22 protein-coding genes and 1 riboswitch are annotated in these 21532 nt (G+C 70.3%); of the genes, 17 read left to right on the top strand and 5 right to left on the bottom strand.

The features are described from left to right. Positions 1–124: 124 nt before the first annotated feature. Positions 125–1144: a hypothetical protein gene (locus IF28_RS0109430; protein WP_030216485.1), complete on the top strand. Its 1020-nt coding sequence runs from the start codon at positions 125–127 to the stop codon at positions 1142–1144. A gap of 45 nt (positions 1145–1189) precedes the next feature. Here the strand turns inward: IF28_RS0109430 and IF28_RS0109435 are convergent, their stop codons facing one another. The 4 genes from IF28_RS0109435 to gcvT form a co-directional block, all read right to left on the bottom strand. Further along, a complete protein-coding gene (locus tag IF28_RS0109435; RefSeq protein WP_030216486.1) occupies positions 1190–2557 on the bottom strand; it encodes an L-serine ammonia-lyase in 1368 nt (455 codons plus the stop codon). Positions 2558–2718: 161 nt separating this feature from the next. Beyond that, positions 2719–3978, bottom strand: a complete 1260-nt coding sequence (gene glyA / locus IF28_RS0109440) for a serine hydroxymethyltransferase (protein WP_030216487.1) — start codon at positions 3976–3978, stop codon at positions 2719–2721. Positions 3979–3992: 14 nt separating this feature from the next. Continuing rightward, a complete protein-coding gene (gene gcvH, locus IF28_RS0109445; RefSeq protein ID WP_030216488.1) occupies positions 3993–4370 on the bottom strand; it encodes a glycine cleavage system protein GcvH in 378 nt (125 codons plus the stop codon). Positions 4371–4487: 117 nt separating this feature from the next. Further along, a complete protein-coding gene (gene gcvT, locus IF28_RS0109450) occupies positions 4488–5606 on the bottom strand; it encodes a glycine cleavage system aminomethyltransferase GcvT (RefSeq protein WP_030216489.1) in 1119 nt (372 codons plus the stop codon). A gap of 166 nt (positions 5607–5772) precedes the next feature. Further along, positions 5773–5873: riboswitch (glycine riboswitch) on the bottom strand. A gap of 221 nt (positions 5874–6094) precedes the next feature. Between gcvT and IF28_RS0109455 the strand changes: the two genes are divergently transcribed. The 10 genes from IF28_RS0109455 to IF28_RS0109500 all read left to right on the top strand — a co-directional run bounded on the left by IF28_RS0109455 (position 6095) and on the right by IF28_RS0109500 (position 16797). Then, on the top strand, positions 6095–6763 hold the full coding sequence (locus IF28_RS0109455) for an AAA family ATPase (protein ID WP_030216490.1): 669 nt from the start codon (positions 6095–6097) through the stop codon (positions 6761–6763). Positions 6764–6815: 52 nt separating this feature from the next. Further along, positions 6816–7589, top strand: a complete 774-nt coding sequence (locus IF28_RS0109460; RefSeq protein ID WP_030216491.1) for an enhanced serine sensitivity protein SseB — start codon at positions 6816–6818, stop codon at positions 7587–7589. Between the two features lie 314 nt (positions 7590–7903). After that, positions 7904–8716, top strand: a complete 813-nt coding sequence (locus IF28_RS0109465) for an enhanced serine sensitivity protein SseB C-terminal domain-containing protein (RefSeq protein WP_106982028.1) — start codon at positions 7904–7906, stop codon at positions 8714–8716. A 385-nt stretch (positions 8717–9101) separates the two neighbouring features. Then, positions 9102–10772, top strand: coding sequence for an ABC transporter substrate-binding protein (locus tag IF28_RS0109470; RefSeq protein ID WP_030216493.1), 1671 nt, complete (start codon positions 9102–9104; stop codon positions 10770–10772). Between the two features lie 108 nt (positions 10773–10880). Then, the gene (locus IF28_RS0109475) at positions 10881–11885 is read left to right on the top strand and encodes an ABC transporter permease (protein ID WP_030216494.1); all 1005 of its coding nucleotides are present in this window, start codon (positions 10881–10883) and stop codon (positions 11883–11885) included. Next, on the top strand, positions 11885–12844 hold the full coding sequence (locus IF28_RS0109480; RefSeq protein ID WP_030216495.1) for an ABC transporter permease: 960 nt from the start codon (positions 11885–11887) through the stop codon (positions 12842–12844). Before IF28_RS0109475 ends, IF28_RS0109480 begins: the two co-directional genes overlap by 1 nt. Before the next feature lie 6 nt (positions 12845–12850). Beyond that, complete coding sequence (locus IF28_RS0109485; RefSeq protein ID WP_030216496.1) at positions 12851–13852, top strand: ABC transporter ATP-binding protein; 1002 nt, start codon at positions 12851–12853, stop codon at positions 13850–13852. Next, the gene (locus tag IF28_RS0109490) at positions 13849–15102 is read left to right on the top strand and encodes an ABC transporter ATP-binding protein (RefSeq protein WP_051713694.1); all 1254 of its coding nucleotides are present in this window, start codon (positions 13849–13851) and stop codon (positions 15100–15102) included. Before IF28_RS0109485 ends, IF28_RS0109490 begins: the two co-directional genes overlap by 4 nt. A gap of 121 nt (positions 15103–15223) precedes the next feature. Continuing rightward, positions 15224–15880: a trimeric intracellular cation channel family protein gene (locus IF28_RS0109495; RefSeq protein ID WP_030216498.1), complete on the top strand. Its 657-nt coding sequence runs from the start codon at positions 15224–15226 to the stop codon at positions 15878–15880. Between the two features lie 59 nt (positions 15881–15939). After that, positions 15940–16797: a thioesterase family protein gene (locus tag IF28_RS0109500; RefSeq protein WP_030216499.1), complete on the top strand. Its 858-nt coding sequence runs from the start codon at positions 15940–15942 to the stop codon at positions 16795–16797. A 125-nt stretch (positions 16798–16922) separates the two neighbouring features. Here the strand turns inward: IF28_RS0109500 and IF28_RS0109505 are convergent, their stop codons facing one another. Further along, complete coding sequence (locus IF28_RS0109505; RefSeq protein ID WP_030216500.1) at positions 16923–17555, bottom strand: TetR family transcriptional regulator; 633 nt, start codon at positions 17553–17555, stop codon at positions 16923–16925. Positions 17556–17655: 100 nt separating this feature from the next. On the opposite strand from IF28_RS0109505, the gene IF28_RS38575 reads away from it, so the two are divergent. The 6 genes from IF28_RS38575 to IF28_RS0109535 all read left to right on the top strand — a co-directional run bounded on the left by IF28_RS38575 (position 17656) and on the right by IF28_RS0109535 (position 21515). Further along, complete coding sequence (locus IF28_RS38575; RefSeq protein ID WP_030216501.1) at positions 17656–17817, top strand: hypothetical protein; 162 nt, start codon at positions 17656–17658, stop codon at positions 17815–17817. Positions 17818–17843: 26 nt separating this feature from the next. Next, complete coding sequence (locus IF28_RS0109515; protein WP_030216502.1) at positions 17844–18110, top strand: hypothetical protein; 267 nt, start codon at positions 17844–17846, stop codon at positions 18108–18110. Positions 18111–18196: 86 nt separating this feature from the next. Continuing rightward, positions 18197–19366, top strand: a complete 1170-nt coding sequence (locus IF28_RS0109520; protein WP_030216503.1) for a cysteine desulfurase family protein — start codon at positions 18197–18199, stop codon at positions 19364–19366. 44 nt (positions 19367–19410) lie between these two features. Further along, the gene (locus tag IF28_RS0109525; RefSeq protein ID WP_406710218.1) at positions 19411–19992 is read left to right on the top strand and encodes a hypothetical protein; all 582 of its coding nucleotides are present in this window, start codon (positions 19411–19413) and stop codon (positions 19990–19992) included. Positions 19993–20039: 47 nt separating this feature from the next. After that, the gene (locus IF28_RS0109530; protein ID WP_234325073.1) at positions 20040–20615 is read left to right on the top strand and encodes a hypothetical protein; all 576 of its coding nucleotides are present in this window, start codon (positions 20040–20042) and stop codon (positions 20613–20615) included. A gap of 60 nt (positions 20616–20675) precedes the next feature. Beyond that, complete coding sequence (locus IF28_RS0109535; RefSeq protein WP_030216506.1) at positions 20676–21515, top strand: hypothetical protein; 840 nt, start codon at positions 20676–20678, stop codon at positions 21513–21515. Positions 21516–21532 lie beyond the last annotated feature (17 nt).

Raw genomic sequence — 21532 nt, forward strand, 5'->3', positions numbered from 1 at the left:
AAGTTGCGGCATACTTGACTCCCTTTTGTCGTGCACATGCGCTGGGGGTGCGGTGGCGTTCGACGCTGTGGTGGTGGAAGCGGTCAGAGTGATGACCGGGATGGCCAGTGGAGCCGCGTCAGCCGTGGGCTCGAGCGTGGGCCAGATGGTCACCGACATGGTGCGGCGCCGGATCAGCGGTACTCCTGACGGACAGGCGGCCCTGACCGACCTGGACGAACGTCCCGCCGATCCGGGGACGGCCGCACGACTGGAGGAAGCACTCCAGCCGCATGTCGCCGCGGATCCCGCTTTCAGGTCCCAGCTCGAAGCAGCGGTGAGGGGCCCCCAGCCCTCGGTCAACAACGGCATACAGATCGGGGCCGGCGCGAAGTTGCGGGGTAACACGATCTCCCTGGGGCCCGTCACGATCCAGAACACGCCGGCGGCCCGCGCGACGCTCGTGACGCTCGCGGTCGTGCTGGTCGTGGCGCTCGTTTTCGGCGTGTACGGAGTGTCCCGGGCCATCAGGGGCGACGACTCGCCGTCCCGGACGGAACCTGGCGCCGCGGGCCGGGCGCCGGGTCCCGAGGACGAACCGGCGGCCCGGTCGACCGGCGGCGACGGGACTGCCTCCGAGGACACCGACACCCCGGCCGCGGACGTCCGACCGTTGGGGGCCGAGGAGATCGACCACGTCCTCAGCAGTCTTGAGATGCCTTTCGGCTGGACGCACGGCGGATGGGCCACCGAGTCGGCCGAGGGGATGAACCTCACCAACATCGCACGCCAACAGTGCTGGGACCTCGACGACCCGGACCCGTACGAGCATCATGGGCCGGGGAAGATCACCGACTCCGGCGCGGGAGGGGAAGGGGTCGCCATCGACCTGACCGCGGTCGAGGCGTCCGGCACGCGGACGGCGACCGCCGACGCCGTCGATTCCATGGCGGCCCTGCGCATCATGTACGGCTGTCTGCCGGACGCGGGACCGGTGGACATCGGCGACGAGGCGTTCACCTGCACTCAGCCCGGCTACGTCTACACCTGGGTCCGTGTCGGACCCATGATCGCTTGGGTGATCACGGCGAACCCGGCCCGGGAGACCTCGAACGCGTGGGCGCGGAAGCTCGTCCCGGCCCTGCGCGAGGCACTCGGCGCATAGGCACGGGCACCCGCCGGGCCGGTCCGGCGGCGTGGAGCCGGACCCTCAGCACTCGATGATGTTGACCGCCAGCCCGCCCCGCGCGGTCTCCTTGTACTTGACGGACATGTCCGCGCCGGTCTCCTTCATCGTCTTGATGACCTTGTCGAGGGAGACCTTGTGCGAGCCGTCGCCGCGCATCGCCATGCGGGCTGCCGTGACCGCCTTCACCGCGGCCATGCCGTTGCGCTCGATGCACGGGATCTGGACGAGACCGCCGACGGGGTCGCAGGTCAGGCCGAGGTTGTGCTCCATGCCGATCTCGGCCGCGTTCTCCACCTGCTCGGGGGAGCCGCCCAGTACCTCCGCGAGGGCGCCCGCCGCCATCGAGCAGGCGGAACCGACCTCGCCCTGGCAGCCGACCTCGGCGCCCGAGATGGAGGCGTTCTCCTTGAAGAGCATGCCGATCGCGCCGGCGGCCAGCAGGAAGCGGACCACGCCCTCCTCGTCGGCGCCGGGGACGAAGTTCATGTAGTAGTGCAGGACGGCGGGGATGATCCCGGCCGCGCCGTTCGTCGGCGCGGTGACGACCCGGCCGCCGGCCGCGTTCTCCTCGTTCACGGCCATGGCGTACAGGGTGATCCACTCCATGGCGAGGGCCTTCGGGTCGCCCTCGGAGCGCAGCTTGCGCGCGGTGTTCGCGGCGCGGCGGCGGACCTTCAGACCGCCCGGCAGGATGCCCTCGCGGGACATGCCGCGGTCGACGCAGGCCCGCATCACCCGCCAGATCTCCAGCAGTCCCTCGCGGATCTCCTCCTCGCCGCGCCAGGCCCGCTCGTTCTCCAGCATCAGGGCGGAGATGGACAGGCCGGTCTCCTGCGTCAGGCGCAGCAGCTCGTCGCCCGTGCGGAAGGGGTACTTCAGGACCGTGTCGTCCAGCACGATGCGGTCCGCGCCCACCGCGTCCTCGTCGACGACGAAACCGCCGCCCACCGAGTAGTACGTCTTCGTCAGCAGCTCCGCACCGGAGGCGTCGAACGCCCACAGGGTCATGCCGTTGGCGTGGTAGGGGAGCGCCTTGCGGCGGTGCAGGACCATGTCGTCGTCGAAGGAGAACGCGATCTCGTGCTCGCCGAGCAGCCGGATCCGGCCGCCGTGCCTGATCTTCTCCACCCGCTCGTCGGCCGACTCCACGTCGACCGTGCGGGGCGAGTCGCCCTCCAGGCCGAGCAGGACCGCCTTGGGCGTGCCGTGGCCGTGCCCGGTGGCGCCCAGGGAGCCGTACAGCTCCGCGCGGACCGAGGCGACCGAGTCCAGCAGGTCCTCGTTGCGCAGCCGCCGGGCGAACATCCGGGCGGCCCGCATCGGGCCGACCGTGTGCGAGCTGGACGGGCCGATGCCGATCGAGAACAGATCGAAGACCGAGATGGCCACGGGGGGACTCCTAAGGGTTCGGCGGACGACGCTGTCCACCGGGAAGGGGTGGTGCACAGAGAAGAGGGATCGTTCCTGCGGGTGCATGCCACGGGGCACCGCGCACACTGACCCAGTGTGCGCGATGCCCCGGATGTCCGTACAAAGGAAAGCGTACGAAATTACTGCAGACCGGGGTACAGCGGGTGCTTCGCGGCGAGTGCCGTGACCCGGGCCCGGAGCGCGTCCACGTCGTAGGACGGCTTCAGCGTCTCGGCGATCACGTCCGCGACCTCGGTGAAGTCCTCGGCCGTGAAGCCCCGGGTGGCCAGGGCGGGCGTGCCGATCCGCAGACCCGAGGTGACCATCGGCGGGCGCGGGTCGTTCGGGATCGCGTTGCGGTTGACGGTGATGCCGACCTCGTGGAGGCGGTCCTCGGCCTGCTGGCCGTCCAGCTCCGAGTTCCGCAGGTCGACCAGGACCAGGTGCACGTCCGTGCCGCCGGACAGCACGTCCACGCCCACGGCCTTCACATCGTCCTTGACCAGGCGCTCGGCCAGGATGCGGGCGCCCTCGAGGGTGCGGCGCTGGCGCTCCTTGAACTCCTCCGAGGCGCACACCTTGAAGGCGACCGCCTTCGCGGCGACCACGTGCTCCAGCGGGCCGCCCTGCTGCCCCGGGAACACCGCGGAGTTGATCTTCTTGGCCAGTTCGGCCGTGGAGAGGATCACACCGCCGCGCGGACCGCCGAGGGTCTTGTGCGTGGTGGTGGTCACCACGTGGGCGTGCGGCACCGGGTTCGGGTGCAGGCCCGCGGCGACCAGACCGGCGAAGTGCGCCATGTCGACCATGAGGTAGGCGCCGACCTCGTCCGCGATCCGGCGGAACGCGGCGAAGTCCAGCCGGCGCGGATACGCCGACCAGCCGGCCACGATCAGCTTCGGCTTGCTCTCCTTGGCGAGCCGCTCGACCTCGGCCATGTCGACCTGGCCGTCGTCGCCGACGTGGTACGGCACCACGTCGTAGAGCTTGCCGGAGAAATTGATCTTCATGCCGTGGGTCAGGTGCCCGCCGTGCGCGAGGTTCAGACCCATGATCGTGTCACCGGGCTTGAGCAGCGCGAACATCGCGGCGGCGTTGGCCTGCGCGCCGGAGTGCGGCTGCACATTGGCGTGCTCGGCGCCGAACAGGTCCTTGACCCGGTCGATGGCGATCTGCTCGATCACGTCGACGTGCTCGCAGCCGCCGTAGTAGCGGCGGCCGGGGTACCCCTCGGCGTACTTGTTGGTGAGGACCGAGCCCTGGGCCTCCATGACCGCGACCGGGGCGAAGTTCTCCGAGGCGATCATCTCGAGGGTGGACTGCTGGCGGTGCAGCTCGGCGTCGACGGCGGCGGCGACGGCCGGGTCGAGCTCGTGCAGGGGCGTGTTCAGAACGGACATGCGGCTACGACTCCTCAGCCGGCGATTTCGGCGTCGTACTCGGCGGCGGACAGCAGGTCGGCCGGCTCGTCGGTGACACGCACCTTGAACAGCCAGCCGCCCTCGAAGGGGGCCGAGTTCACCAGCGACGGGTCGTTGACGACGTCCTCGTTGATCTCGGTGATCTCACCGCCGACGGGGGAGTACAGGTCGCTGACCGACTTGGTGGACTCCAGCTCGCCGCAGGTCTCGCCCGCGGAAACGGTGTCACCGACCTCGGGGAGCTGGACGAAGACCACGTCGCCGAGCGCGTTGGCCGCGTGCTCCGTGATGCCGACCGTCGACACGCCGTCCTCGGCGGCCGACAGCCACTCGTGCTCCTTGCTGTAACGCAGCTGCGTGGGGTTGCTCATGGCCTGGATTCTCCTGTACGGGGGAAGTGCTGATGACTGAGGGGACCGCGTACGGCACCCGTGGGCGGGCACGACGGCCCGCTCACCTCGTGCGTGGAAAGCCGTCGTCCGACGGTGTCACTTCTGCCGCTTGTAGAAGGGCAGCGCCACGACCTCGTACGGCTCGTGGCTGCCCCGGATGTCGACGCCCACACCCTCGGTGCCCGGCGCCGCGTGCGCCGCGTCGACGTACGCCATCGCGATCGGCCTGCCCAGCGTGGGGGAGGGGGCGCCCGAGGTGACCTCGCCGACCACCTCGCCGCCGGCCACGACCGCGTACCCGGCGCGCGGGACCCGGCGGCCCTCGGCGACCAGACCGACCAGCACCCGCGGCGGCACGGCGGCGGCACGCTCGGCGGCCTCGGCGAGCGCCGTACGGCCCACGAAGTCGCCCTCCTTCTCGAACTTCACCACCCGGCCGAGACCGGCGTCGAAGGGCGTGAGGGAAGGGCTCAGCTCATTGCCGTACAGCGGCATGCCCGCCTCCAGGCGGAGCGTGTCCCGGCAGGACAGCCCGCAGGGAACGAGCCCGGCCGCCTCACCGGCCTTGGTCAGCGCCTGCCACAGCTCAACCGCGTGCTCGGGCTTCACGAACAGCTCGAAGCCGTCCTCGCCGGTGTAGCCGGTACGGGCGACGAGCGCGGGCACACCGGCGACCGTGCCCGGCAGACCGGCGTAGTACTTCAGGCCCTCCAGGTCGGCGTCGGTGAGCGAGGCGAGGATGCCGGCGGACTCGGGGCCCTGCACGGCGAGCAGCGCGTACGCGTCACGGTCGTCGCGGACCTCGGCGTCGAAGCCGGCCGACCGCTCGACGAGCGCGTCCAGGACCACCTGGGCGTTGGAGGCGTTGGCGACCACCAGATACTCGGTGTCGCCGAGCCGGTAGACGATCAGGTCGTCCAGGATGCCGCCGTCCTCGCGGCAGATCATGGTGTAGCGGGCGCGGCCGGGCTTCACCCCGCCGATGTTGCCGACCAGGGCGTGGTCGAGGAGCGCGGCGGCCGCCGGTCCGGAGACGGCGATCTCGCCCATGTGCGAGAGGTCGAACAGGCCGGCCTTCGTGCGCACGGCGTTGTGCTCGTCGCGCTCGGAGCCGTAGCGCAGCGGCATGTCCCAGCCGGCGAAGTCGGTCATCGTCGCACCGAGCGAGCGGTGCAGGGCGTCGAGCGCGGTCCGACGGGGTTCGGTACTGCTCATCGGTCGGGTCTCCCAAAGGCATGACGGGCGAGGGCGTCCTCCCCATCTGTCATCGGAACCTGAGAGGTTCGCCATGACCACCCACGCGGGGCGTCCTGACTTGCACCTTGGGTGGGGCCACCGGAGCACTGCTGCATGCCTCGGGCGGCCCGCTTTTCAGATGTGCCTCGCCCGCGCGGTAACGGGGCCTGAGAGATTCAAGGGAGGGACTTGCTCCTTCGGCGCCCCGGCGGCAAACAGTGCCGGGGACTCTCCCGCGCGGATTCGAACGGCCGGTATGCAGTTGGCGCGCACATCATTGCACGCATTGTCGGGGTGCGGCAGGGGGACCCTTCCCTGGGGGTGTACGGGGCGTACGGGCACGGTCACGGCGGGCTGTGACAGGCCTGTTTCAGGAAACGGACGGAAACGAGAGACCCGGGCATTACCTTCTCTTTACACTCGGCGGGGACCGGTATCCGTACCGGCCCCAGGGGAGGACGATCACGGTGAACAGGACCACGGCGTGCGCCACCACGACGGGCGTCACGCTGCCCCAGCAGCCGGCCGCGCAGGCCCGCCGGGCCCGCGGCGCGCTGCCGGCGCCCGTCGTCCGCGATCTGCGCGCCCGGGCCGGCCGGAGCCCGCGCGCCCTGCTCTTCGGACCCCGCGACCTCGTCGTGGTCACCGGGCTGCCCGGCAGCGGCAAGTCCACGCTGATGCGGCGCGCGGTGCACGGCGGCCGGGTCGACTCCCAGGACACCCGCGACCGTTGGGACCGCCGTATGCCGCGCCTGCTGCCGTACGCGGTGTACCGCCCGCTGGTCCGCCTCGCCCACTACGCCGGACTGCGCCGCGCCCTGCGCTCCGGCACGCCCGTCGTCGTGCACGACTGCGGCACCCAGGCCTGGGTGCGCCGCTGGCTGGCCCGCGAGGCCCGCCGCCGGGGCGCGAGCCTGCATCTGCTGCTGCTGGACGTCACCCCGCAGCAGGCCCTGGCCGGCCAGCGCGAACGCGGACGCGGTGTCTCCCGGTACGCGTTCCTGCGCCACCGCTCCGCGAGCGAGCGGCTGTTGCGCGCCGTGGAGCGCGGCGGCCTGCCCGCGGGCTGCGGATCGGCGGTCCTGATCGACCGGGACGCGGCCGACGCGCTGCACCGGGTCGGCTTCACCGGATGACCGGATAGCCTTTCGGGCACAGCAGTGGTTCCAGGCAGCAGGCGGTAGGCAGATGGACTTCCCGGCGGACTTCCCGGCGCAGACGCACCCCCACCCGCACGGCGGATGGCCCGGCAACGAGCTGGAGGAGGTGCTCTCCGCCTCCCTCGGCGTCCCCTCGGCGGGCGGCAGGGTCGTGGAGGTGCTGGGCCGCAGCTTCGTCTGGATCCCGCTGCCGAACGGCGGCGGCCGCGACAGCACCGACCTGGACCTGCCCACCATGGAACTCGACGGCCAGGCCTACGTCCCCGTCTTCAGCTCCGAGGAGCAGTTCCGCCAGGTCGCCGGCTCCCATCTGTCGTACACGATCGCGCCCGCCGTGGAGTTCGCCCGCGGCCTGCCGCCGCAGGTCGGCATCGCGGTGAACCCCGGCGGTGTGGTCGGCATCCCGCTGCCGCCGCCGGCGGTGGCCGAACTCTGCCGAGCCGGACACGCCCTGCCGGCCGGCCCGGCGGGCGGCGGCCGGGTCCGGCTGTTCGAACCCGACTGGCAGGACGACCCGGTGGACTTCCTCGCCGCGGCGTCGGCGGAGTTCGACGCGATCGGCGTCGTCACCACGGCCCGCCGCTGCCTCGCCGCGATCGAAACGGCGACCCCGGCCCTGTTCATCGGCGTGGAGCTCTCCTCCTGGGAGGGAGACCCCCGCACCCTCCCCCTGAACGCCCTGGGCCGGGCCCTGACCCAGTCCCCGCCCCCCTGGCCGGTCAACCTGATCGCCCTGGACCTGACCCAGGACCCCGTGGCCGACTACCTCCGCACCAGGGTCACCCCCTTCTACCAGCGGTAGGAGGCACGGGCACGCGCACCCCCAGGGGCGCGGGGCTGTATCGACATGCGGCTCCGCCGCGCGGGCGCGCCCACCCCCAGGGGCGCGGGGCTGTATCGACATGCGGCTCCGCCGCGCGGGCACGCGCACCCCCAGGGGCGCGGGGCTGTATCGACATGCGGCTCCGCCGCGCGGGCGCGCCCACCCCCAGGGGCGCGGGGAACTGCGCGACAAGCCACAACGAACCCGCACCCGCCCGCGGCGCCAGAGCCCCGAGCTCTCGGACACGCACCGCACCGCACCGCACAGGCATCGGCTTAAGCTAGGCCCATCCGATGGCGAGGTACGGAGGGGCGATACAAGTGAGCGCTGGCACCGCGGCGACCGGACAGGTCGAGCACATGCTGCGCCAGGTGACGCCCGGGCGTTACGACGCATACGAGGCCCTGCTGCGCGCCCTCGCGACCCCCGCCTCCGGCCAGGTCTGGATGCTGCTCTGGCACGGCCAGGCCGGCTCCCCGGACGCCCAGTACGGAAACATGGAGGTCGACGGCCTCGGCTACGCCCCCTGTGTCACCTCCGCCCAGGAACTCTCCGCCAGCGGCTGGCACCGGTCGTACGAGGTGGTCGACGGCCTCGAAGTCGCCCGCGCGCTCTACCCCGACCACTTCGGACTCTGGCTCAACCCGCACGCCCCCGGCGGCGGTGTCGGCATCCCCTGGCTGGATCTGCGCCGGATCGCCGGCGGCCTGGACCGCAGGCCCGCCGGACCGCTGCGGCTGTCCGAACCGGCCATCGAGATCCCGCAGTTCTACGCCCTCCTCGCACAGAACGCCCACCGCACCCCCGCCGTCCGCGCCCTGCGCCGCGCCTGGGTGCAACCCGCCCTGGGCGCCCCGTACCTCGCCATCGGCCTGGACGTGTACGACACCTCCCCGCCGGCGGTCGACGCCGTACGGGCGATGATGCAGCAGTCCGTCGGCGCGGTCCCCGAAGGACTGCCCGTGTCGACCGTCGCGATGTCCGACGCGCACGATCCGGTCGCGATGTGGCTGCGCGCCAACTCCCGCCCGTTCTACGACCGTGAGGCGCACGGCGCCGTGCCCCCCGCGGGCGCCTACGGCTACCCGCCGGCGCACCGGGGCTGATCAGGCCGTACGGCACCCTGCTGACGGGCCGTCACTGTCCACCAAGTGGACAGCGGCCCGACCGGAGTCGAGGCGTCCGCTCACTCTGCGTGAACCGGCGTCTTCCGGCCACGTTTTCGGCCATGCGCGCCCCGCTATCACCTGATGACCGCCCGTCACCTGCGGTTTCACCCGTTCTTCACGCCCCGGGGCGCGACCTGCACACGATCTATGTAACCGAAGGGTTAAATCTTCACGAGGGGATGCCTGAACCGCCCCATATGTCAACTGTTCAGATCTCAGGTCTGTATCACCGGTATCCGGACTGTTCCTGACCGACTGCGAACGTCTGTAGTGTTCGGCCGGTCAAGATGCATCCACATAGCGGACCCGGAGTGGCCCCAGTATGCGCATATTCAAGTCCCGAACCGCTCGGGCGATCACGGCCGCGGTCGCGGTCGGTCTGATCGCCACGGGCTGCTCCAGCGAACGGGACGCTGACAACGAAGGCAGCGGCGACAAGGACACCTTCGTCTTCGCCGGCGCCGGTGATCCTGGCTCCCTGGACCCTGCCCTCGCGAGCGACGGTGAAACCTTCCGCGTGACGCGCCAGGCGTTCGAGGCCCTGCTCGAGCACGAGTCCGGCGGCACCAAGCTCGTCGGCGGTCTCGCCGAGACCTGGTCGAGCAACGACAAGGGCACCGTCTGGACCTTCAACCTCCGCAAGAACGTGAAGTTCCACGACGGCGAGGCGTTCAACGCCGCGGCGGTCTGCGCCAACTACGACCACTGGTTCAACTGGACGGGCACGTACCAGTCCAGCGCGGTCTCGTACTACTGGCAGACCATCATGGGCGGCTTCGCGAAGAACGAGGACAAGGAGACGCCGAAGGCGAACTACAAGTCCTGCACCGCGAAGGACGACAACACCGCCGTCATCGAGGTCAAGGAGCCTTCCGCCAACCTTCCCGGCGGCTTCTCCCTCCAGGCCCTGGCGATCCACTCGCCGAAGGCCCTCAAGGCGTACGAGAAGGAAGAGGCGACCGCCAAGGGCGACGCCATCACCTACCCCAAGTACAGCCAGGAGGCCGGCACGGTCGCCGGTACCGGCCCGTACAAGATCACGAAGTGGAACAAGGGCAACAAGGAAGTCTCCCTTGAGCGCTTCGACGACTACTGGGGTGACAAGGCCAAGATCAAGAACCTGGTCTTCCGCACCATCGACACCGAAGAGGGCCGCCGCCAGGCGCTCCAGGCCGGTGACATCGACGGTTACGACCTGGTCGCCCCGGCCGACGTCAAGACCCTCGAGGACCAGGGCTACGTCGTCCCGACCCGTGGCGTCTTCAACCTCTTCTACGTGGGCATGAGCCAGGAGGCCAACAAGGCCCTCAAGAAGAAGGACGTCCGCCAGGCGATCGCGCAGGCGATCGACAAGGAGAACCTGGTCAAGACCCAGCTGCCCGAGGGTGGCAAGGTCGCCGACCAGTTCATGCCGGACACCATCGCGGGCTACTCCAAGAACGTGAAGCAGTACCCCTTCGACACCACCGCCGCGAAGGGTCTCCTGAAGAAGGCCGGTGAGGAGAAGCTCGAGATCGAGTTCTGCTACCCGACCGAGGTCACCCGCCCGTACATGCCTGCCCCGCAGGACCTGTTCGAGCTGATGAAGGCCGACCTGGAGAAGGCCGGCATCACCGTCAAGGCCAAGGCCATGAAGTGGGCCCCGGACTACATCGACGCCACCGAGGCGGGCTCCTGCGCCCTGCACATGCTCGGCTGGACCGGTGACTTCAACGACGGCTACAACTTCATCGGCACCTGGTTCGCCGGGTACGACAAGCAGTGGGGCTTCAAGGACAAGAAGGTCTTCGACGCGGTGAACGCCGGTTCGAAGCTCGGCAAGGCCGAGGAGCGCACCGCCGCGTACGAGAAGGCCAACGAGGCCATCATGAACTACCTCCCGGGTGTTCCGATCTCGTCGTCCCCGCCGGCCATCGCGTTCGCCAAGAACGTGAACCCGCCGAACGTCTCCCCGCTGACGCAGGAAGTCTTCGCGGAGACCTCCTTCAAGTAGGCGAACAGCGGTAGGAAACCAGAAACGGGGGGTCCGCCCGGTCGTCGCAACTCGGCGACCGGGCGGGTCCATTCATGTAAGTGATCACGCAAGAAAGGGGCATGCGGGGTGCTGCGTCTCGTCGTACGAAGACTGCTCCAGCTCATACCCACGCTGCTCGGCCTGTCGGTTCTGCTCTTCCTGTGGCTAGACCGTCTGCCCGGTGGGCCCGCCTCAGCGATCCTGGGGGAGAAGGCCACCGAGGCCGAAGTGGTGCGCATCAACCGTGCGCTCGGGCTCGACCAGCCCGTTTACGTCCAGTACTGGCGCTTCCTGAAGCGCATCTTCCAGCTGGACCTGGGCACCTCCACCCAGACGGGTCAGCCGGTGTGGGACGAGTTCGTCCTGCGCTTCCCCGCGACCGTGGAGCTGTCCCTCCTCGCGATCCTCATCGCGGTCGCCGTCGGTGTGCCCCTCGGCTACTTCGCGGCCCGCAACCGCGGTGGCTGGCTCGATGTGACGTCCGTCTCCGGCTCGCTCGTCGGCATCTGCATCCCGGTCTTCTTCCTGGCCCTGCTGCTGAAGCAGGTCTTCGCCGTCAACCTCGGCATCTTCCCCGCCTTCGGGCGCCAGGACACCGGTATCAACGCCACCGACGTGACCGGCTTCGCCGTCCTGGACGGCGTCCTCACGGGGGAGTTGGACGCTTCCTGGGACGCGATCATGCACTTGATCCTGCCGTCCGTCGCGCTCGCGTCCATCCCGCTCGCCGTCATCGTGCGCATGACCCGCGCCAGCGTTCTCGAGGTGCAGGACGAGGACTACGTCCGCACCGCCGAGGCCAAGGGCCTCAAGCGGAGCGTCATCCGGAGCCGGCACGTGCTGCGCAACGCGATGCTCCCCGTCGTGACCGCGGTCGGTCTGCTCACCGGCTCCCTGCTGTCCGGCGCGGTCCTGACCGAGTCGGTGTTCTCCTTCGGCGGCATCGGCTCCTTCATCCGGACCGCGATCGACGGCCGTGACTACCCCGTGCTCGTCGGTTTCATCATGTTCATCGCGCTGATTTACGTCCTGATCAACTTGCTGGTGGACCTGGCGTACAGCCTCATCGACCCGAGAGTGCGGGTGCACTAATGAGCGTCGCCACCAAGACCGACAAGATCCAGCGTCTCGCGGAACTGGCCGCCACCAAGGAGACCAGCACCGGCGCCAGCCTCTGGCGTGAGGCGTTCCGACGCCTCAAGCGCAGCAAGATGGCGATCATCGGCGCGGTCGTCATCGCCCTGTTCGTCGTCCTCGCGATCGTCGGGCCGTACATCGCCCCGTACTCGCCGACCGCCCAGACCTGGCGCAACGAGGTCTTCCCCAACCGGGGCGAGTTCGTCAACATGCGCGCCGAGAACTGGTTCGGGCTCGACCACCTCGGCCGGGACATGTTCTCCCGCATGCTGGTCGGCGCCCGTCAGACGCTGCTCGTCGGCGTCGTCGCCACCCTGATCGGCCTGGTGATCGGCTTCGTCATCGGCGGTCTCGCCGGCGCCTTCGCCACCCTCGGCGGCGACACCGGCAGGCGGATCGACTCCGTCATCATGCGCTTCATCGACATCATGCTGGCCATGCCGTCGCTGCTGCTGGCGGTGTCCATCGCCGCGGTGATGGGTCAGTCGCTGACCACCGTGATGATCGCGGTGGGTGTCGTCCAGATCCCGGTGTTCGCCCGGCTGCTGCGCGGCTCCATGCTGGCGCAGGGCAGTGCGGAGTACGTGCTCGCGGCCAGGTCCCTGGGTGTACGCAAGCGGCGCATCGTCCTCTCGCAGATCATCCCCAACTCGCTCAGCCCGGTGATCGTGCAGGCCACGCTCTCCCTGGCCACCGCGATCATCGAGGCGGCCGCCCTGTCCTACCTGGGCCTCGGCAACCCCGACCCGGCGATCCCCGAGTGGGGCGTCATGCTCACCCAGGCGCAGCGGTTCTTCGACAACGCGCCGATGATGGCGGTCTATCCCGCCGTCGGCATCATCATCACCGCCCTCGGCTTCACCCTCCTCGGCGAGGCCATGCGGGAAGCCCTCGACCCGAAGCTGAGGGGCTGAACCACTATGTCTCTGCTCACTGTCGACGAACTGACCATCACCTTCGGCGGCCGGGGCCGCAAGGAGTCCCGGGCGGTCGACGGCGTCTCCTTCGAGGTCGACCAGGGCCAGGTCGTGGGCCTGGTCGGCGAGTCCGGCTGCGGTAAGTCCGTCACCTCCCTGGCCCTGATGGGCCTGCTCCCGCACAAGGGCGTCACCATCGGCGGCCGCGCCGAGTTCGACGGTACGGACCTGTTCACCATGAGCTCGTCCGCCCGCCGCGACCTGCGCGGCAGCGAAATGGCGATGATCTTCCAGGACCCGCTGTCCTCGCTCAACCCGGTCGTGCCGATCGGCGTGCAGGTCACCGAGATCCTGGAGCGCCACCGCGGGCTCAAGGGCGAGGCCGCCCGCAAGGAGGCCGCCCATCTGCTGGACCGGGTCGGCATCCCCGACCCGACCCGGCGGCTCAAGGAGTACCCGCACCAGCTCTCCGGCGGCATGCGCCAGCGCGCGCTGATCGCCATGGCGGTGGCCTGCGCCCCCCGCATGCTCATCGCCGACGAGCCCACCACCGCCCTCGACGTGACCATCCAGGCGCAGATCCTGGAGCTGCTCAAGGAACTCGTGGACCAGGAGGGCACCGCCCTGCTGATGATCACCCACGACCTGGGTGTGGTCGCCGGTCTCTGCGACCAGGTCAACGTGCTCTACGCGGGCAAGACCGTGGAGTCCGCCGGGCGCCGCGAGCTGTTCGGTCACCCGACCCACCCCTACGCGCACGGACTGCTGGGCTCCATCCCGCGGCTGGACGCGCCCCGGGGCGAACCCCTCACCCCCATCCGCGGCTCCATCAACGACCGCATCGCCTGGGCCGACGGCTGCGCCTTCGCCCCCCGCTGCGACCGGTACGAGATGGGCTGCCTGACCGGCACCCCGCAGCTGACCGAGCCGCGTGCGGCCGGCCACCAGGTGCGGTGTGTCAACCCCGTACTCGACGACGCGAAGGCCGAGGAGGTCAGCGCATGAGCCTGCTCGAACTGGACGGCGTCAAGGTCCACTTCCCCATCAAGAAGGGCGTCTTCGTCGACCGCACGGTCGGTCACGTCTACGCCGTGGACGGGGTGTCCCTCAAGGTCGAGGCCGGCGAGACCTACGGTCTGGTCGGCGAGTCCGGCTGTGGCAAGACCACCCTCGGGCGGTCCGTGCTGCGGCTGGTGGACATCACCGAGGGGTCCGTCGTCCTCGACGGCACCGACCTGGCGAAGCTGCCGGGCGAGGAGATGCGCCGCTTCCGGCGCCGGCTCCAGATGGTCTTCCAGGACCCGCTGGGCTCGCTCAACCCCCGGCAGAACATCGAGTCGATCCTGTCCGAGGGCATGGTCGCCCACGGCATCGGCAAGGACCAGGAAGAGCGCCGGGAGAAGATCAAGTCGATCCTGGACAAGGTCGGCCTGCCCTCCAACGCGCTCGCGCGCTACCCGCACGAGTTCTCCGGCGGCCAGCGCCAGCGCATCGGCATCGCCCGCGCCCTCGTCCTCGAACCCGACGTGATCATCTGCGACGAGCCGGTCTCCGCGCTCGACGTGTCGGTGCAGGCGCAGGTCATCAACCTGCTGGACGATCTCCAGGAGGAGCTGGGCCTCACCTATGTGGTGATCGCCCACGACCTCGCCGTCGTCCGGCACATCTCCGACACCATCGGTGTGATGTACCTGGGTTCGCTGGTCGAGGAGGCGCCGAGCGACGCGCTGTACGCCGAGCCGAAGCACCCGTACACCAAGGCCCTGATGTCGGCCGTGCCGGTGCCGGACCCCGAGGTGGAGGACAAGCGCGAGCGCATCCTCCTCACCGGCGACCTGCCCTCTCCGGCCAACCCGCCGAGCGGCTGCCGCTTCCACACGCGCTGCCCGTGGGCACAGGCCTCGCGCTGCGCGACGGAGCGGCCGGAACTGCGGGAGATCGGCGGCGGCCACCGGGTGGCCTGCCACTTCGCCGAGGAGATCGCGTCCGGGGCGCTGGAGCTGACCCGGCCCACGGGCATCGAGGCCGTCACGGCGGGAGAAGACGTGGTGGTCGAGCCGACCGTGGCCGAGGCGGAGGTTCCCTCGGTACTCCTGCCGGCCGACTCGACGACCAAGCCGGACGCCGCGGCGGTCAAGGAGAAGATGCCGACGGCAGCCGACGCGCCGGGCGACCGGACGGCCGACGCCGCCGCGAAGGACTCCGACGCCGCGGCGCCGGAAGAGTCCGGCAAGGGCTCGGGCGGTACCGTCTGACCGGCCGCCGTACTTCTCGAACCTTCCGGCAGCTCCGCTGATCGGTCCGAGGTAGCAAGTCCCCATCGCCCCCCGCCTTGCTTTGCAAGGCGGGGGGTTCTTGTTGGGTGAGAATGTAAGGGTGCTCCAGCAACTGTTCAGTCCGTCCGTCCTGCATACGCTCGACCTGATCGGCATCTTCGTCTTCGCGATCTCCGGCGCCCTGCTGGCCGTCCGCAAGAACTTCGACGTCTTCGGCATCGCCGTGCTCGCCGAGGTCACCGCGCTCGGCGGCGGGCTCTTCCGCGACCTGGTCATCGGCGCCGTACCGCCGGCCGCCTTCACGGACCTGGGGTACTTCGTCACCCCGCTCTTCGCCACGGTCCTGGTGTTCTTCCTCCATCCGCACGTGGAGCGCATCCAGACCGGTGTCAACGTGTTCGACGCGGCAGGCCTCGGCCTGTTCTGCGTCGTCGGCACGACCAAGGCGTACGACTACGGCCTCGGCCTGACCGCCTCCGCCTGCCTCGGCCTCGCGACAGCCGTCGGCGGCGGTGTGCTGCGGGACGTGCTCGCCAACGAGGTGCCGTCGCTGCTGCGCTGGGACCGCGACCTGTACGCCGTACCGGCCATCGTCGGCGCCACCCTGACCGCGCTGTGCATCCGCCTCGACGTGCTGAACGCGGCGACCAGCACCGTCGCCGTGGTCACGGCGTTCGTGCTGCGGCTGCTCGCGATGCGCTACCACTGGCGGGCCCCTCGGGCCTGGCACCGCCGTTCGACGGTCAGTGAGGAGTAGTCAGCGCGACCGCAAGAGAAAAGCTACCGCTTAGTATTATCCTCTTGTACTGTTCAGTCATGCCAGAAGCAGCCTCCGCCCAGCCCACCCGGGCCTCCATCGGCGCCAGTGAGTTCGACCGCGACACCGCGGTCACCCCGCGCGAGCCCGGCGTCTACGACATCGACCTCTCCGCCGGCTGGACGATCATCAACGCCGTCAACGGCGGTTATCTGCTGGCCGTCCTGGGCCGCGCGCTCGCGGACGCCCTGCCGCACTCCGACCCGTTCACCATCTCGGCGCACTATCTGACCGCCTCCCAGCCGGGCCCGGCGGTCGTCCGCACCGAGGCCGTGCGCACGGGACGGACCCTGTCGACCGGTCAGGCGTCCCTCTTCCAGCGGGACGAGGAGGGGCGCGAGGTGGAGCGCATCCGCGTCCTCGCCTCGTACGGCGACCTGGACGCCCTCCCCGACGACGTCCGTACGACGGCCGAGCCGCCCGCGATACCGCCGATGGAGCAGTGCTTCGGCCCCGAGGACGGTCCCGCCCCCGTCGACGGCAGCTCCGCCATCACCGAGCGTCTGATGCTCAAGCTCGACCCGTCGACGCTGGGGTGGGCGCTCGGACAGCCGTCGGGCAAGGGGGAGATGCGGGCATGGTTCGGCCTGGCCGACGGCCGGGACCCGGACCCGTTCGCACTGCTCCTGGCGGTGGACGCGCTGCCCCCGACCGCCTTCGAACTGGGTCTGTCCGGCTGGGTCCCCACGGTGGAACTGACGGTCCACGTCCGCAGCCGCCCCGCCCCGGGCCCCCTGCGCGTCTCGGTCACCACCCGCAACCTGGCCGGCGGCTTCCTGGAGGAGGACGCGGAGGTCTGGGACAGCAAGGACCGCCTGGTGGCCCAGTCCCGCCAACTGGCAAGGGCCCGCCTGTAGTTACCCCGAATCAGCCCTTCCGCACCACCCAGCCCCTCCGGCGTTTGAGGAGCCGGGGCCCGGGGGCAGAGCCCCCGGAGGCCGGGAACGGGAAGGGGCGGCGGGGGCGAGAAAAAGGCCCCCCGTCACCCACCCCCCACCCAATGCGCACGCCCGATGCCGATCAACCGCATCCGCCGCACCGCGTCCCGAACCACCCGCTCCCGCTCGCCCGCCCCATCCCCCACCGCCTCCAGCAAAGCCGAAGCCGTCACCAGCATCTGATCCACGTACAACTGCGCCAGCATCAGCAGATCCTCCGGCTCCCACCCCAGCGACACCGGATCGGAAGCCAACGCGTCCCGCACCTCCCCGGCGAACAACGCCAACTGCTCCCGTATCGCCCCCCGCACCACCCGCACCCCCCCATGCCGCTCCCGCGCGATGAACCGCACATGCGCCGGATACGCGTCCACATGCCCGGCGATCAACTCCACCGCCCGGGCGACGCGTTCGTCACCGTCCCCCGTCGTGGACACGATGGTCCGGATCATCGGATGAAGACTCCCCAGCGCCTCCTCCACCAGCGCCACCCCCAGATCCTCGACGGACCGGAAGTGCCGGTAGAAGGCGGTCGGCGCCACCCCCACCGCACGCGTGACCTCACGCAGCCCGAGGCTGCTCAGACTCTGCTCCTCCAGCAGTCCGAGCGCCGCGTCGAGCAGTGCCCGCCGTGTCTTCTGCTTCTGGGCCTGCCGGGCACCGAGGGTGTGACTCATGCCATCCAGTCAACAACTGTTCTCCCAGCATGGGAAGCCGCGGAAGGGTTAGACTGAAAAGTCAGTGAACAACTGTACGCAAAGTCTCGGAGGGATCCACATGCTGTTCCTCGTAGCGACACTCCTCCTTCTCGGCGTAGCACTCGGCACGGTCGTCCACGCCCCGCTCACCTTCTCCCTGGCCGCGGGCGCGGTCATCGCCGTATGGCTGGGCATCTTCACGCTCCGCGAGCGCCGCGGCGGCGAACGTCCGACAAGCTGACCCCCACACGGACCGAGGAATCCACCATGCACCTCACCGCAACGGCCACCCGCCGCACCACCGCCCGCGACGCCGACGGCATGGCAGTCGCCTCCTTCGTCCTGGGCCTGCTGGGCCTGCTCGTCCTCAACGTCTTCCTAGGACCGACCGCGATCGTGCTGGCGGCCGTGGCACTGTGGCGGGGCACGACCCGGCGCGGCCGCGCACTCCTGGGCCTGGGCCTCGGCATCGCCGACCTCCTCGTCCTCGCCGCGTTCGTCCAGGCGGACAACACGATCTCGTGGAGCTTCTGAGCGGGCGGCACTCCCCGGCCAACCGCGAGACCCGGCCAACCGCCCCCCGCGACCCCCGCACCGGGCCCCGTAGAATCGGCCCCACCATGGCTTACCTCGACCACGCCGCGACCACCCCGATGCTTCCCGAGGCGGTCGAGGCGCTCACCGCGCACCTGGGCGTCACCGGCAACGCCTCCTCCCTCCACGCGGCCGGCCGCCGCGCCCGGCGCACCGTCGAGGAGGCCCGCGAGACCCTCGCCGAGTCCCTCGGCGCCCGCCCCAGCGAGATCGTCCTCACCTCCGGCGGGACGGAGGCCGACAACCTCGCCGTGAAGGGCCTCTACTGGTCCCGCCGCGACGCCGACCCGGCCCGCACCCGCATCCTCGCCGGCCCCGTCGAACACCACGCCGTCCTCGACGCCGTCCACTGGCTCGGCGAGCACGAGGGCGCCACCGTCGAGTACCTGCCCGTCGACGCATACGGCAGGGTGCACCCGGAGGCCCTGCGCGAGGCCATCGCCCGCGACCCCGACGACGTCGCCCTCGCCACGGTCATGTGGGCCAACAACGAGATCGGGACGATCCTGCCGGTCCGCGAACTCGCCGAGACGGCCGCCGAGTTCGGCGTACCGCTGCACTCCGACGCGGTCCAGGCCTTCGGTCAGATCCCGGTGGACTTCGCCGCGTCGGGGCTCGCCGCGATGACCGTGTCCGGCCACAAGATCGGCGGCCCGTACGGCATCGGCGCGCTGGTCCTGGGCCGCGAGCACACCCCCGTACCCGTACTCCACGGCGGCGGCCAGGAACGCCACGTCCGCTCCGGCACCCTCGACGTCCCCGCCGTCGCCTCCTTCGCGACCGCCGGACGGCTCGCCGCCGAACAGCGGGAGTGGTTCGCCCGCGAGATCGGCACGCTGCGCGACGACCTGGTCACCGCGGTCCTCGACGCCGTCCCGGACGCCATCCTCGGCGGCGACCCCGCTCCCGGGGGACGCCTTCCGGCCAACGCGCACTTCATCTTCCCCGGCTGCGAGGGCGACTCCCTGCTCCTCCTCCTCGACGCCCAGGGCATCGAATGCTCCACCGGCTCCGCCTGCACCGCCGGCGTGGCCCAGCCCAGCCACGTCCTCCTGGCCACCGGGGTGGACCCCGACCTCGCCCGCGGCACCCTCCGCTTCTCCCTCGGCCACACCTCCACGGAAGCCGACGTGGAGGCCGTGGCCAAGGCCATCGGCCCGGCGGTCGAACGAGCCCGCGCGGCGGGCCTGACGTAAGCCGTCGGTAGCCTGACCGGCGCGGAGTTACCTTCACCGCACGCATGATCAACGGCCACTGGGACAAACTGTCCCGGATCCCCAAGGCCGGCAGCTGGCTGACCCGAGTGCCGACCGGCGCGCTCGCCGGTTCCGATGAAGCGGCGATGCTCGCCGGACACATGCGCAAGGGCGCCTTCTACCTGCCGACCTCCACCGAGGCGAACCTGCTCCGCGTCGCCCAGCGCGGCGGTCTCGCCAACGCGGCCAAGGCCGCCGGATGGATTCGCGGCGCCGGTATCGTCGGATCCGCCGGCGCCACCGCCTGGGGCGTGGCCAACCTGGCGACCATGGACCACGGCAAGGCGTGGAAGGAGGACAAGGCCAAGTACCTCTCCAACTGGACCGGTACGGCCTTCAACGCCTCGCTCACCGCCGCGATGATCGCTCCCAACCCGGTCACCATCGGTCTCGCCGTCGGCACCGGTCTCGCCTATGCCGGAACCCTGATCTGGGACAACTCGGACAAGATCGAGGCGGCCGCGGAGGAGGCAGCGGACTGGGTCGGTGACAAGGCCGAAAAGGCGGGAGAGGCCATCTCCGACGGTGCCAAGAAACTCGGCAGCGCCCTCAATCCGTTCGACTGAAGCCGGCCATGGCACATCCGCGCCGAGCGGCGCGGGGGGAAGGGATCATGCAGCAGACGTACACCCTGGAACACTGGGAAGACCGGTCAGGCCATCGGCTGACCTGGAAGTTCGGGTACCGGGGAACGGCAGGTGAGTTCGGGCGGATCGAGGTGGTCTACCCGGCGAAGCGGCACGGCGACCGTCATGTCACCGAGGTCAGCGGGGACACCGTCCCCGCCACTTCCTTCGACGGCTGGGCCTACGGACGTAAGCCCTCCCTCCACATGGCGCAGCTCAGCACCGGTGGGACCGGAATCCGCATCAAGCGCAACCGCTGGGCACAGACCAGAGCCGGACGTGCCCTGCGCATGCAGGCCGCCGGGCGGGAGTACCGCTATCTGGCGACCGGCCGACGGCACCGCGACCGCGCCCTGATCCGCGACGGCGTCGAGATCCGGACCGGCCGGCACGGCAGCGGCGCTCGGAAGAAGGCCACCTTCACCGTCCTCGGTCCGGCCGACGCCACCGACCTCGCGCTGGCCGCCGTGCTGGTCGGCGTCAACACCCGCAACCTCACCCGGGGCGGCGCCGTCCGCGCTTTCCTCAACAGGTCGCTGAACTGGCTGGAGATCTTCCAGTGACCTCGTGAACCGCCTGCGTCATCGCCGTCCGATCCTTCCGCCGCCGACGAAAGCGACACAATGCCCTCGTATGACAGCACCCGGGGCCGGTTCCGTCTTGCCGAGAGTCACCTGGCCGTCCTCCGCCACCGCGTCGAAGGGGAGGATGTGCCCCCGGAACTGGCCGGGGCCGACCGTGAACTGCGCGAGGCCGGCCTCACGGACCGGTCCGGAAACCTCGACCTTATGGTGAGCCCGCTGGTCGGCACCCTGCGGGCCCCCGCAGTCGTCCTCCACGTGGAGGCGTTGGGCGAGCACGGAACCCTCCACCACGGCGTCACCATCGGCGACGGCTACGTCTACTCCCACGAGTCATGGCCGGGCTCCGAGGAGTCGGAGTACGTCCGGCTGGAGCCGGCCATGCTCGTCTGGGCGCTGGCCCGGATGGTCAATCTCCAGGGAGAGGACACCGTGGAGGTCGCCACGCCCGTGGTCGAGGCGACCACGGCCGTCCTCGACGCGGGGCTCGACACCCTGGACAGTCTCCACGGCCTGACGGCCGAGGAGGGCGTCGACCGGGTGGCCGAGGCGCTGAAAGGTGCCGGACTCACCGGGACGTCCCAGCTCACTACGCTTGCCAAGCTGATCGCCGGGATGCGTTCCAGCTGGCGGATGACCGCCGCGTGGCAGGGACACGACGGCGGGGCCCCGGCCCCGCGGGTTCGCGGGTTCGCTGTGTGGGACTGCGGGCCCCTCGGCTACTGGCATCGCCAGCTGCCCGCCGAGCCCATCCTGCCCGGTCAGGTGGACGACACCACCCCGCTCAAGCTGGTCCGGATCGACGCCAAGGAGGTCTGGCAGCTGATCACCGACCTGCTTCCGGCCGCAGAGGAGTTCGCGGGAGCGCCGCAGCCGGGGTGAGCGGTCACTGTCCTGCC

Source organism: Streptomyces sp. NRRL WC-3626 (genome assembly GCF_000718785.1).
In the GTDB taxonomy this organism is placed as follows: Bacteria; Actinomycetota; Actinomycetes; order Streptomycetales; family Streptomycetaceae; genus Streptomyces; species Streptomyces edwardsiae.